A 13,394-nucleotide genomic window follows, 5' to 3' on the forward strand; every position below is an offset into this window, starting at 1 on the left:
TCGGGCTGTCCCACATCAATGCGGTAGTTGGCACCATTGATGAAGTCGGAAAATCGACTGGCCAGGAAGCCCGGTCTATAACCGCACAATCAAAGGTAGCGGTGTGAGATGGCGATAACAGTCTCGCCCTCGGGAGAGATGCTGCGTCTGCCGTCCGCCTATCGCTAGCTCGGTAGACACAGCACAGACCTCGCCCACCACGATATTCGATAGATGATTGCGATCATCAACTGTTGGGCGAAAGTCCTGCACGACGAGATCTCGGCCGGCTGCCGAGTTGATCGAGTGCATCTGCATTTTGGTAGCCCCAAGCATAGAGCAGTTCGATCGGCTCCACGAACCGCCTGCCAAGCAAGGTGAGACGGTATTCCACCGCTGGTGGAACAGTGCCTTGCACATGGCGGGTAACCAGGCCGCTCGCCTCCATCTCTCGCAGCGTCTGGGTAAGCATCTTTTTCGATATCCCAGGCACACTGCGGAGCAGCACGCCGGTCCTCGCCTTGCCGTCCAGACGGACGTGAAGAACGTGCAGAAGCATGCTGGTCCATTTCGAGGCGAACAGTTCCAGCACGCGGCGCGGTGCGCAGTCTTCGCGCCAACTGTCATCGATAAAGGAAGCGTCCACGTGGTTACCTTATGGTGCCTATGTTCCAAAAAGGTGCCGTCTAGTACGATCGGCTGCGCTTGCCTAGCTATTCGCCGTAATCGAACTGGAGATTGATTGTATGGGCAGCACGGCACTGGTGGTGGGCGCGAGCGGAATCGTTGGGAGTGCGATGGCGGCGCTGCTAGTCGAACAGGGCTGGTTAGTTCACGGCTTGGCGCGGCGGCCCGTGCAGCAGACCGGCGTCGAGCCCATTCCAACTGATCTGCAGGATGCCGAGGCAACCCGGGTCGCGCTGGCCGGCCTGCGCCCGGACGTAGTCTTCATCACGACCTGGCTGCGACAGGAAAACGAAGCGGACAACATACGCGTAAACTCGGCTATGGTGCGTAACCTGCTCGAGGCACTACGCTCTGATTGCGCGGCACCGCGTCATGTCTGCCTTGTCACCGGGCTAAAGCATTATCTCGGGCCGTTCGAGGCTTACGGCCAGGGCGTTCTCCCGCGGACTCCGTTTCGCGAAGAACAGGGGCGCCTCGATGTCGACAATTTCTACTACGCGCAAGAGGACGAGCTATTCGCTGCCGCCGAGCGCGATGGCTTCACTTGGAGCGTGCATCGTCCGCACACCATCATCGGCCAAGCAGTCGGCAATGCGATGAACATGGGAACCACCTTGGCGGTTTATGCGACGATATGTCGTGAAACGGGGCGACCTTTCCGTTTCCCGGGTTCGGCTGCCCAATGGGAGGGCCTTACTGACATGACCGATGCTGCTCACTTGGCGCGGCACATGCTTTGGGCCGTGGAAACGCCTTTGGCAGCCAATCATGCGTTCAACGTCGTCAACGGCGACGTCTTCCGCTGGAAGTGGATGTGGGAGCGGATTGCAGCGTGGTTCGGGTTGGAATCTGCACAATTCGACGGCAAGATCATTCCGCTGGAAAAGCAGATGGCACAGGATTCTGCCGTTTGGCGCCACATCGCGGAACGAGAGCGTCTCGCGGAGATGGATATTGGACGGTTAGCCTCACCATGGCACACCGATGCCGATCTTGGTCGACCGATTGAGGTGGTCACCGACATGTCGAAGAGCCGGCGATTGGGCTTTACGGCATATCAGCCAACTGACGATGCTTTCTTCCGGCTCTTCGAGCGACTGAAAGCCGATCGGTTGGTCCCATAGCGGCCGGCCGCAGGGGGGCGTAAGGCCTGCTAGCCTCGCGTCCCCTGGCGCTAATAGCCATGCCGGGATTTTGATCGAGACCGGGCGTGGTGGCGTCTCATCATAACCAGCGTTTACGCGTAAGCCTGGTCTGTAAAAGCAACTTCGACACGAGCTTACGCCCTTCCTCAGTGCGAAGGAGCGTGACAGGCAAACCGTCTAGGGCCGGGACAGGCCGATCAAACCAATCGAGGAGGCAAGCCCTTGCGTCGAAGCCCTCGGGATTTCCCGTCTCCTCGACCATCGTTTCAAACTACGAAAGCAGCTCTGCAAAGCCCGTGAGGTGGCCAATCTCCCCTATGGAGCTGTGCTTAGTATCCACTATGCTTGATAGATCATGGCCTACTTCGATCCAGATCATAACAAGCTCCGCGCCCTCAAGCTCATTCGCCGATCCGAGAGCATGTCCCGTGCCGAACTCGCAGCCGCGCTCGAAATCACTAAAACGTCGGTTACAGGTTTGGTCAGTGACCTGATCGATAGAGGCCTGGTAATCGAAGATCGCACCGTCGCGCTGGGCAGGGGCCGTCCCAAAACGGCGCTGCAAATCAACGCCCAGGCCGGCTTTGCCCTAAGCCTATTCCCCGTCCTCGATGGGCCGACACCAGTCGATATCGTCGATCTGAAGGGTACACCCGTTTCATCTCACAGTATCGATCTTGGCGGCCTCAATGGGTTGGAAACGTTACCCGCCAGGATAAGCGAGGCTCTCGAGGAAGCTCTGCAGAGCACCTCCGTACGCCGACAATCCATTAGCTGCATCGGAATCGGCCTACCTGCCTTGGTCGACCATCGGAAAGGGATCGTCCACTGGTTGCCAGCCTTTCAGGATAAGGGGGCCATTCCCCTTAGGCAGATGATTGAAGATCGGTTCGGCATAGCAGTTACGATAGATAGCCGGACGGCGACCATTGCACGGGCTGAACATTGGTTCGGGCATGACAGTGATCTGGACACTTTCACCGCCATTTCGCTGCTCGACCTGGGAATCAACGCGGCGCGCTATCGCAATGGACTGCTCCAGACCGGGCACAACGGAATGAGTGTCGAATTCGGCCACGTCAAAGTCGCGTTTGCGGGCGGACGGACCTGCAGTTGTGGTGGCTCAGGGTGCTTGACGACTTATGTCGGAGGCAACGGGATCGTGACGGCGCTATTTGAAGAGCGAGGACTGCCTTCTCCCCCGCCTTCGGAGCGGGCAGGAGCGCTCAGGCAGGTTTGTGCGGAAGCCATTGCGGGTGTCGAGGACGCAGGCGCGGCGTTTCGCTCTGCCGGAGAAATTCTTGGGGTTGCGGTCGCAAGCCATATCAATGAGCACGACCCCGGCCGCGTCATCATCACCAGCAGCATGCCGGAAATCCCACGATTGTTCAGCCAATCTGTAATGAAGGCGGTAGAACGTGAGTGCTTGTCGCCGATATTAAAGCGAACGAGGATTGAGTTTCGACTCCTATCCCAGAGCGACTACTGGAAGGGTACGGCAGCCTTGGCCTTGGAGCATATTTATCGCGAGCGCGGAACGCTCCGATAGCTCAACTATAGCCCCTCAAAGCTATTTTGTGAGTTGACCTCACTAAATGCTCCCGTTTAGGAAGTGAGCACATCGCATACGTGGGTGAATACCCACGCACGCGGTGCGTAATTCGTCTTCAAACGCAGCGGACGGAGGCGACAACGCCACTCTGCATTCAGCTTCAGACCGCATCGATCTACTCGCCTCCACCGGCGGGCACCGAATTGCGCTCTGTATGCGGTCAGGGGAAAATCAGTCGCAATGTTGCCTGCAGCCAACCGAAATCTCAAAAACAACACTGCTCTCGCCGCGTCTTCGGTGATCGCGCTTGCCATGCTCAGCGCACCTGCGCGCGCGAAACAAACAGAGCTCCCAATGGCCAACCCTGATATCGTTGTGACAGCGCAAAAGCGCAGCGAGCGCCTGCTGGACGTCCCCCTTGCGGTTGCCACGCTGTCAGGCGATCAACTCGCAGCCAGGCAAATCAACGATACAAGAGCGCTGACGCTCGCGGTACCATCGCTGACCTTTCAGCAGGCCGCCAATCCGGTCGCCAGCAGCTTTCGTATTCGTGGCGTCGGTACGTCACTATTTGGCCTCGGTACAGAGCCGGCCGTCTCCCTGGTAATGGATGGGGTAGTAAGTGCTCGGCAGGCGCAAAATTTTTCAGATTTTGCAGATATCGAGCGCATCGAAGTCTTGAGAGGGCCCCAAGGCACCCTGTTCGGCAAGAACGCCACTGCCGGCGTCATCAGCATCATCACCCGCGCGCCCTCGAAAGAGTTCGAGGGACAGGTATCGGCTACTGTGGCGGAAATGGGCGAATATCGGCTTTCCGGAACCGTCTCGGGGCCAATCACAGACAATTTAGGCGTGCGCCTCTCTGGCTACTACAACGACGTCGGTGGCAATCTCGATAACGTTCTCACCGGGCACGATGCCAACAGCGAGCGCAATTGGGGCGTCCGGGGCAAGGTGGAATGGAGCCCAACCAGCACTTTGACGTTGTTGCTTTCGGCCGATTACCGAAAATCTGACGCAAATTGTTGCCAGCCGGTCCTAGTTCAAGCGAACAATCCGCTGCGGCCACAGGTGGCCGGCCCCGTCTCAATCGGCCCCGACAACAGGCAGGTCTGGAATAACGACCTCACCTTGGCTGACAGCACCCAGCAAACGTACTCGCTCAAAGCTGACTGGGATCTCGGTGGTTCCACCGTCACATCGATATCCGCTTATCAAATCTACCACCTCACCCAAAACCTGGAGGTAGACAACATGGGCTACGAGAAGCCGATCTATATAAGCCCGTTCGCCACCGCGCAAATGAGCCTGAATTTCGGTACGACCGATCTTCATAACTTCAGCCAGGAGCTGCGCCTCGCGTCCAATGGACAAGGCAATCGTCTGACCTACGTCTTTGGTGTCTACTACAACGATCTCTCGGTCGACCGCTATTTCGCGCGGCGCCGAGCGGTTTGCTCCACTGGCACATTCGGACAGCCCTGCCCGGCTCCAGCTTTCCAATCGCTTGCCAGCTTCTCCGAACTCTCGAACAAGAGCATAGCCGGCTTCGGGCAGGCAGAGCTTAAGGTTGTCGGTAATCTCAGCGTCATCGGGGGAGCTCGCGTCCAGCGAGAAACTCTCTCAGTCTATGGGCAAACCCTAGGTCCGATCGTCGCAGGCGATAGCTACTTCGGTGGGGTGCCTAGCGATTGGGCAGGTCAATCGTTCAGGAACACGGGGTTCAGCGGCAAAGCGGGCTTGCAGTATAAATTCAGCCATGACGCTCAGCTCTACGCAACCTATACCCGTGGTTACAAGGGGCTCGGCCTTTACACCGACATTGGAACAAATTTCGCCAGCCAGGCGCCGGTGCGCCCGGAACACGTTGACGCATGGGAAGTCGGTTTCAAAGGGCAAACATCGGACGGAACCTTAAGTTTTGCCGCAGCCGTCTATCTGGCTGACTATACCAACCTCCAAGTGCAGACAAACCGATCGGACGCCGTCAGCGGTGTCATCGCCTTTGTGCCGACCAACGCCGGATCCTCGCAATCCGAGGGCTTTGAAATCGAAGCGACTTTACGGCCCAGTCGCGAGTTCTCGGTCAATGCCAGCCTGGCTTACACGAAAGCGAACTTTGATATCGATGGGCTGAATTGCCCCTCACAGTTCCAGGCCACGGCGCCGACGATCGCCTTTGGCGCGGCCCGCCCCATCAACAGCTGCTATCGTTACCAGTATCGCAACGCTGCTGGCGCACTGTTGACGAGCGGACCGGTGCAGGATGTGCGCGGTGGGACGCTGCCGGCATCCCCGGAATGGCGGATCAATGTCTCGCCGGGCTACGAGCGAGCGTTTGATGATAACCTGATCGGCTTCGCCCAACTCGACCTGACATTCCAGAGCGGTCAGCAATTCGCCTTGGAACAGGACCCGCTGCAGCGGACCGATGCCGTCGCGCTCGTCGATCTCTCCGTCGGAGTTCGGCAAGGCAAGAAGGGTTGGAGCGCCGCAGCTTTTGTCAAAAACCTTTTCGACACAAACTATTACACGGGTGTGTCGCCTACCGCGCTGAACCCGCTCACCCCTGCATTGATTGATGTCTACGCCTTCCGGCCGAAGAATGCCGACCGATACTTCGGCGGGACTGTGGGCTTCAGTTGGTGATCCGCTAAACAAATTGGGAGATGGATATGTTGGTCAATCGTAGGATTATGCTTGGACTGCTCGGCTCGACCGCCCTGTCCGCTATGATTAGGCCGAACCTGTTGTCGGCGCGGACTGCTCGCAAACCGAATTTCATCGTCATCTTGTGCGATGATCTTGGTTACGGGGACATCCAGCCAACGGGTGGCAAGACTATACCCACTCCCAATCTCAATCGGATGGCGCGAGAAGGCTTGGTCCTCACCGACTATTATGCGCCGCAAAATCTCTGCACCCCCTCGCGTGCCGGTCTGCTGACGGGCCGCTACCCGATCCGCAGCGGCCTGGCGTGGGGTGTGATCATGGAGAACGACAAGCGTATTCTTCCCACCAGCGAGGTTACCATCCCGCAGGCTCTGAAGCCCGCGGGCTACATTTCTGGTCTCTTTGGAAAGTGGCATCTGGGCCACCAAGGACCGGACTGGCAGCCGAACCGCCACGGTTTCGATTATTTCTTTGGCATTCCATATAGCCACGACATGGCGCCGCTATCGCTTATCACTGATACGAGCCCGGATGTGCCGCCGGTTTTCGAGCCTGCAGACCTCAGTGAGTTGCAGCAGCGATTTTACAATGAGGCCATCAAGTTCGTCGAAACGAACAAAGACCGCCCATTCTTCGTCGAACTCGCCCTCAGCGCGCCGCACATTGAAAACTATCCAAACGCCAAGTACCGCGATCCCAAAATGGCGAGTGCATACGGCGAGGTGGTTGAGGAGATCGACGGCATCGTCGGCAGACTCTTGGCAAAATTGCGCGAGTTAGGGCTGGAGAAGGACACTCTCGTCATCTTCACGTCGGATAACGGCCCGTTCTTCGAAGGCTCCTCTGGCGTGCTGCGCGACCGCAAGGGTGGTGCAGGTTATGACGGCGGCTATCGCGTGCCATGCATCGCCTGGCAGCCGGGGACCGTACCATCTGGCCGCCGCACCAATTCCATCGCAATGGGCATCGATTTCTTACCCACCTTCTGCGCAATGGCAGGATCGGCGAATCCGGCCTCGGTCGTTCTAGACGGCAAGGATATCAGCGGCCTCCTAAAGCGTGGCGAACCATCCCCGCACGACGCTCTGTTCCTATTCGACGATGAAGAAGTGACCGGCATAAGAACGCAGCGTTGGAAATGCATTTCCCATGCCGACTACCACGGCCACATCTTGCCAATCGATCGCAAATACCCCCAGCTTTACGACGTCGTCGCCGATCCCAGAGAGAACTACAGCGTACACCAGCGCTACCCCGAGGTCTTGGCAGAGATGCGTAATAGACTGGCCGAGGCGCGCTCTACCTTTGGTCCGCTCAAACGAGGTATGCCCTCGTTTAGCGGGCCCGCGCGCGTGGGGACGTCGCGTCAACAGGACTAATAGATTTGCTTCGAGCCTATGTTTTGTTTCGCCACTATTCCAAGCGCCTCGGCGATGGAAGCGAACATCGAAGATGTAGGCTCGACGCCGCATTGACAGCGGAATTAAATGTACTACTCGTAGTTCTATCAGCAAGGACCTCCCTCCTTTGCTTGTGCGAACCGCAAGCCCGCTGACTACCTTGCCGGGCAGCCAAAAGTGACGGTTTTCCCCTCATTTGTCGTGCTGCCCGGCCCGTTTCTCACATGGGCGCTAATTGAGCGAAGCGACTTTGGTTTGCCAGAGGAGGAGAATTGCGATGGAAATAACCAGAAGGCGTGCGGTAGTCGCAGCGTCAGGTGCCCTGATTGCCGGTTTGTTCGCCGGGATTGAACGCTCCGCGGCGGCAGGCACGCAGCATTTGCCCAATATCCTGTGGCTTGTGAGCGAGGACAACAATCCATTCCTCGGCGCTTACGGCGACACGTTAGCCCACACTCCGAATCTCGATGCCCTCGCAAAGAAGGGCGTCGTTTATCGAAATGCGTTTTCCAACGGTCCCGTATGCGCGACTTCACGCTTCGGCATTCTTACCGGAGCATATGCGGAAAGTTGCTCGCCAGCCCAGCACATGAGGGCAAACGCGCATTTGCCGGAGCAACTCAAAACCTATCCGCAGTTCCTTCGAGATGCAGGCTACTACTGCGTCAATAACTGGAAGGAAGATTACAATTGTGACGTCGATGCGAAGCGGATTTGGAATGAGTCCAGTCGCAAGGCGCAATGGTACAATCGTCCTTCCGGAAAGCCTTTCATGGCGGTGTATAATGACTTCACGACCCACGAATCGCAGGTCTTTTATACGACCCCTGGCCGCGTAAAGCCCGAAGACGTAAGAGTTCCTGGCTATCTGCCAGACACGCCGGAAGTTCGGGGCGATATTGCAAGTTACTACAATCGCATCGAGATCATGGACAAGAACTGCGGGGACAGGCTCGCCCAGATTGAACAGCAGGGCGTAGCCGACGATACAATCGTCTTCTATTATTCGGATAACGGAGGTATCGCACCGCGTAGCAAGCATTTTGCCTACGATGAGGGCTTCCGTACAGCCCTTATTGTTTACGTCCCTCCCAAATGGCAGCACTTGGCTCCGGCCCCTCCCGGCAGTGAAATTTTCACGCCGGTGAGCTACATCGACCTTGTCCCTACTCTCTTGTCATTGATTGGTCAGCCCAAAGCCCCCCACATGCCGGGCCGCGCGTTGTTGGGCCCCTTCAAGGGGAAACCTGAAGAATTCGCGTTTGGAAGTCGTAACCGCATGGATGAACGGTACGACTTTGTCCGCACAGTCTGCGACGGCAGGTTCAGATTGATTAGGAACTACAATCCGGATCGTCCTTCGGGCATCAACGAGGCCTTCGCCTGGCTCATGAAAAGCTACCAGTCATGGGAGTTGGAGCACCGAGAGGGACGGCTTAATACGGCCCAGGACAGCTTCTTCCAAGTTCGACCGTTCGAGGAATTCTATGACCTTCACACGGATCGGGATGAGCTCAGCAATCTGATTGATGATCCAAAACACCAATCACGGATCGCCAAAATGCGGCGCGCGCTCGATCGGCATATGCTGGAGATCAATGATAATGGCTTCATCCCCGAGGGGGCGCCCGGAGAAGGTTACTTCGAGAGCCGGAACCGATCTGTCTATCCGCTAGAAAAGCTGATGCGCTTGGCAGAGCGCAGCGCCAAGCGCGACTCTGCCAACCTTGCTGAATTCATGGCCAATTTGAACGACAAGAACCCGCTGGTTCGCTACTGGAGCGCTACCGGGTTACGGGGCCTCGCAAAATACGCTGGCCAAGCCCTTAGCGGCCTTACGAAAATGGCTAACGCCGACGCATGTGTCCATGCGAGGATAGCTGCTGCGCATGCGGTCGCTGAAGTCGGCGAGGCCGAAGCCGGTGTGTCGCTGCTGACCCAGATTTTCGACAGCGATGAAACTGTGCCGGTCCGGCTCCAGGCACTCGACGCACTAACGCTGATAGGCTCCCCCGCTCGCACGGCGCTGCCCTCACTGCGCCGGGCGGCTACCACGCCGCCGCCGCCAAGCGCAGGCGGAGTTGACGACTATATCGGGATCGCGAGCCGTTATCTGGTGGCCGTACTAGATGGTACCTACAAGCCCGATAGTCCCGTGTTCGGCAAGTGGCCCGCGGTAAAGTTTCCGCCGCCAACGCTCTAACCCCGGCTGCCACCGCAGACGCTGCTGTCTGCGGCCTTCTACCAGATGCTCTTCCCTGCCAAAAATACGTCCACGGCCCGCTCAAGGTGCTCGGCCGTTTCGCCTTCCAATTCCAGATCATCACGATCGGCGAGATAGCTATGTACTCCGCCGATGAGTCCTAGGAACATCTCGGATGCCAAGCGCGAATTCAAAACGTTCATGCCGTCGAGAGCACCGAATTTTTCGATGTCGCTCTGGATCACATCCACCATCCGATTGTAGCGGATCGACTGGATTTCCTCAGCCACCGCGCGGGTATTGCCCCAAGCTTCTCGGATCAAGTCGCCGAAAGCTTTGACTTCCGGATCTCGCCTCCAGCGCGTCAAGGAGCGCGCATAATGCTGCAGGCGTTCCCGAAGTGTATCCCCGCGAGGTTGTGGCCGGGCATCAGATATCGCTGACCATGCCGCTACACGGTCATGCATCACGGCACGCAGAAGCGCAGCCTTGTCATCGTAGCGTTGGTACAGCGTGGCCTTTGTTACACCGGCCTTTGCGGCGATCGCGTCCATAGTCGTCGCCGAAATTCCGTCGGCCAAAAAGCTACTTCTAGCGACATCGAGAACCCGTTTGTCGATGGCCGCAGCCTCGGCACGTGAAGGACGGCCACGAGAACGGCTTGCTCCCGCCAAACGGCCATTCTCGGGATCCTTCGGTTTCATTTCGAGCTCTAATTGCGGACTGTTTTCCATTCTCCTCGATCACTGGACCGATCATCAGTGTCAAGCAAGCGCCGTGGCGATGGAATCATACCGACGGTATATTTAATTGACGATGAGCCCTGTCGTTCAGATTATCAGCCTTCAAGAACAATGCTGACGAGAGCAGCGAGCCATCCGCGATGAGCGGATGTGGCGATACAAATGCAGGGAGAGTTTAATGGGGATGTCGCTCCGCAAACCGGTGGTTCTGACGACTTGCATCGCGGCGGTCGCAGTTTGTCCTGCCAATCTTGCAGCCCAACAGGCACCCCTGAACGCGGCTAAAATGCAGAAGATCGGTGAGGTCGACCGGCGCTACCAATCCTACAACCTTGACCTGATTGCCATCACGGGAATGTCGAGCCAGCCCGCAAAGGCGGCACCCAAGGGCAGTTCAGACGCGGACCATAGCGACGAGCGCGTGAATACCGTGATGAGCGGCGTCAAACTCGAAGAACCGCTCAATTTGTACAATCACCGCTTGCGTGCCCTCGCAGCCGGCCTTGGCCCAGCATATCTGCGAACGAGCGGCACCTCGGCGAACTCGGTGTTTTTCCAGAACGACGACAAGCCCGCGTCCCCTCCCCCTACCGGCTACAACACCGTCCTGACCCGCCAGCAATGGAAGGGCGTGATCGACTTTGCCAAGGCTGTCGACGCCAAGCTGCTCATGTCGTTCACGATCAATTCGGCTGTCAGGGATGCCCAAGGCACCTGGACTCCACTGCTTGCGCAGCCGTTGGCTGATTACACGCACAGCCTCGGTGGAGAAATTGACGCCGCCGAACTCGTAAATGAGCCTAATCTGCCCAACTACGGCGGCGCCCCCAAAGGCTACGATGGAAGCTGGTTTGCTCGCGATCAGGTCGCGTTCCACGCCTTTGTCGCTAAAACGCTGCCGAAGATGAAGATTGTGGGGCCGGGCGACGTGAATGTCGCCAATCTGCCACTTCCCGGCAACATTACGGCCAGCGCGCTCATGTCGGGTACGCCAACTCCCAAGTTCGACGTCATATCCTACCACTTCTATCCGGCGGTGGCGCCAAGGTGCGCCCCTGCTGACACCCCGGTGAGCACAACCCCGGAACTTTCCATGACGGACGCATGGTTCGCGCGAACGGAGAAGTCGTTCCTTGAGCACAAGGCGTTGCGAGACCGCTTCGCGCCTGGAGCGCCGATCTGGAATACCGAGACCGCTGGAGCCGCTTGCAGCGGGGCTCCTTGGAGCAGCACGTTCGTGGACAGCTTCCGCTATGTCGACCAGTTGGGGCGACTGGCGAAACTCGGGGCAGATGTGGTGTTCCACCAGACACTTGTGGGCGGCAACTACGGCCTGCTCGAACCCGAAACGTTTGCACCCCGCCCGAATTATTGGGCCGCTTTGTTGTGGAATCGGCTCGTCGGATCGACTGTCCTCGACGCTGGCGACCAACAGAAACCGGGTCTGCACGTCTACGCTCATTGCTCGGCTCAAAGCAAAGGCGGCGTGACCCTGGTGGCAATCAACGCGAGCAGTGCCGGGGAAACGCTACAGGTCTCGAAGGGGAGCCAAATCTACACGCTGACCGCACCCGAACTACAATCGAAGTCGGTCCTCCTGAATGGCAAGGCGCTCGAACTTGGCAGTGAAGACAGCCTTCCGTCGCTACGCCCTCTGGGCCTAAGCAGGGGATCGGCAACGCTGCCAGCAACGAGCATCTCCTTCCTGCAAATCCCGGATGCCCGAAATCCGGCTTGTCGTTAGTGCCTGGGGTGGATCACATGCCGATGCTCCCCATTCGCAATCGCCGGGTGCCACGCACAACTGCGACGGTAACCGCAATGTTGGCGATAACCCTCATCTTTTGCCCGCCCTTACCGGCGAAGGCACACCAAGCCGCGCGCGAACCGCGTACCGCGGCACCAGACTTCGCCGTGCTTCCCCCGACATTCGGAATGGGCACTATCGATCCCGCGCTGAAGGCCACAGTGCTGGCGCGCGCCAAGAGCTATCTCAATCGCCCACCTCGACCTGCGGCGCATATCCGGATCGAAGGCGTAAGCTCTGGTCAGACAGCCGCGCCGGGGGCCGCAAATCCGGCGCCTTCGAACGTGGGAGCGATCAGGGATGCCCGGGATAGCCTTGAGGACATGCCGATCATGTTCGATCTGGCATTCGCCTGGCGGCTCACTGGTCAGAAGGCATATCTCAAGCAGGCCGACCGCTATCTTGATGCTTGGGTTACCACCTACGAGCTGTCATTTAATCCCATCGACGAGGGTCGCTTCGACAGATTGATCCTCGCGTACGATCTCGTCGAAAGAGATCTGCCTCGTCCGACGCGCACCAAAGTCGACACGTTCCTGCGTAACATGGCTGTCGGCTACATCGACGCCATGGAGACCGGCAATGTCCCAATCAAGCCCACCCTGACGAACAACTGGCAAAGCCACCGCATCAAGCTCGCGGCGATGGCTGCCTTTCAAATCGGTGATGCGGATCTGGTTGAACGCGCGCACAAACTATTTGAGCGGCACGTCGACGCCAATCTTCGTCCTGACGGATCCACACTCGATTTCGCCCAGCGGGATGCACTGCATTATGTGAGTTACAGCCTCACTTCCCAGCTTCTCGCCGCCTTGGCTGGCAAAGCGCACGGGCAGGATTGGTTCGGTTACCACGGCGCCGATGGCCGAAATCTGCCGACCACTCTCAACTGGTTGAGCCAGTTCGCGAGCGGCGCCGAAACCCACATCGAATTCGTGAAGTCGGTTGTCCCGTTCGACCGGCAGCGTGCCGCTGCCGGTCGAGAAACTTACCAGAATAAGCCGTGGAATCCGGCGACCGCCAGCCACGCGTACCTGATGGCTGCCTGCCTTGACCCTAAATGGGACGCACTGGCCACCCAACTTGCGCGTCAGGCTGCCGTAACGCCCGGCCCGGATCAGGATGAGGACGGTCCAGGCGAGTGGCTGATGGTGCTGGAAAGGGAAGCTCAAAGGTGAGGGACGACATGACCATAGGACGGCGAG

10 protein-coding genes are annotated in these 13,394 nt (G+C 58.2%); 7 read left to right on the plus strand and 3 right to left on the minus strand.

Translation table 11 applies throughout. The features are described from left to right. Positions 1-226: 226 nt before the first annotated feature. A complete protein-coding gene (locus ACZ1JV_RS08145; protein ID WP_465139094.1) occupies positions 227-625 on the minus strand; it encodes a winged helix-turn-helix transcriptional regulator in 399 nt (132 codons plus the stop codon). A gap of 100 nt (positions 626-725) precedes the next feature. On the opposite strand from ACZ1JV_RS08145, the gene ACZ1JV_RS08150 reads away from it, so the two are divergent. Next, a complete protein-coding gene (locus ACZ1JV_RS08150; protein ID WP_465139093.1) occupies positions 726-1,790 on the plus strand; it encodes an SDR family oxidoreductase in 1,065 nt (354 codons plus the stop codon). A gap of 100 nt (positions 1,791-1,890) precedes the next feature. On the opposite strand, the gene ACZ1JV_RS08155 is transcribed toward ACZ1JV_RS08150, so the two are convergent. Next, positions 1,891-2,073 carry an antitoxin Xre/MbcA/ParS toxin-binding domain-containing protein gene (locus ACZ1JV_RS08155; protein ID WP_465139092.1) on the minus strand — a complete coding sequence of 61 codons (183 nt, stop codon included), beginning with the start codon at positions 2,071-2,073 and terminating at the stop codon, positions 1,891-1,893. 93 nt (positions 2,074-2,166) lie between these two features. Here ACZ1JV_RS08155 and ACZ1JV_RS08160 point away from each other — a divergent pair, with 93 nt between their 5' ends. The 4 genes from ACZ1JV_RS08160 (at position 2,167) to ACZ1JV_RS08175 (ending at position 9,639) form a co-directional block, all read left to right on the plus strand. Then, on the plus strand, positions 2,167-3,360 hold the full coding sequence (locus tag ACZ1JV_RS08160) for an ROK family protein (RefSeq protein ID WP_465139091.1): 1,194 nt from the start codon (positions 2,167-2,169) through the stop codon (positions 3,358-3,360). A 243-nt stretch (positions 3,361-3,603) separates the two neighbouring features. Next, on the plus strand, positions 3,604-6,012 hold the full coding sequence (locus ACZ1JV_RS08165) for a TonB-dependent receptor (protein ID WP_465139090.1): 2,409 nt from the start codon (positions 3,604-3,606) through the stop codon (positions 6,010-6,012). A gap of 26 nt (positions 6,013-6,038) precedes the next feature. Beyond that, positions 6,039-7,415 (plus strand): sulfatase family protein, encoded by a 1,377-nt coding sequence (locus ACZ1JV_RS08170; RefSeq protein ID WP_465139089.1) that lies wholly within the window; start codon positions 6,039-6,041, stop codon positions 7,413-7,415. Positions 7,416-7,713: 298 nt separating this feature from the next. Further along, positions 7,714-9,639: a sulfatase family protein gene (locus ACZ1JV_RS08175; protein WP_465139088.1), complete on the plus strand. Its 1,926-nt coding sequence runs from the start codon at positions 7,714-7,716 to the stop codon at positions 9,637-9,639. 38 nt (positions 9,640-9,677) lie between these two features. Here ACZ1JV_RS08175 and ACZ1JV_RS08180 read toward each other — a convergent pair whose 3' ends face one another. Further along, entirely contained in the window at positions 9,678-10,373 is a 696-nt protein-coding gene (locus ACZ1JV_RS08180) for a TetR/AcrR family transcriptional regulator (RefSeq protein WP_465139087.1), read from the minus strand. Between the two features lie 187 nt (positions 10,374-10,560). Between ACZ1JV_RS08180 and ACZ1JV_RS08185 the strand changes: the two genes are divergently transcribed. Further along, positions 10,561-12,126: a glycosyl hydrolase family 79 N-terminal domain-containing protein gene (locus ACZ1JV_RS08185; RefSeq protein ID WP_465139086.1), complete on the plus strand. Its 1,566-nt coding sequence runs from the start codon at positions 10,561-10,563 to the stop codon at positions 12,124-12,126. 191 nt (positions 12,127-12,317) lie between these two features. Then, positions 12,318-13,367, plus strand: coding sequence for an alginate lyase family protein (locus ACZ1JV_RS08190; RefSeq protein ID WP_465139085.1), 1,050 nt, complete (start codon positions 12,318-12,320; stop codon positions 13,365-13,367). Positions 13,368-13,394 lie beyond the last annotated feature (27 nt).

The organism is Novosphingobium sp. BL-S-19, assembly GCF_055521675.1.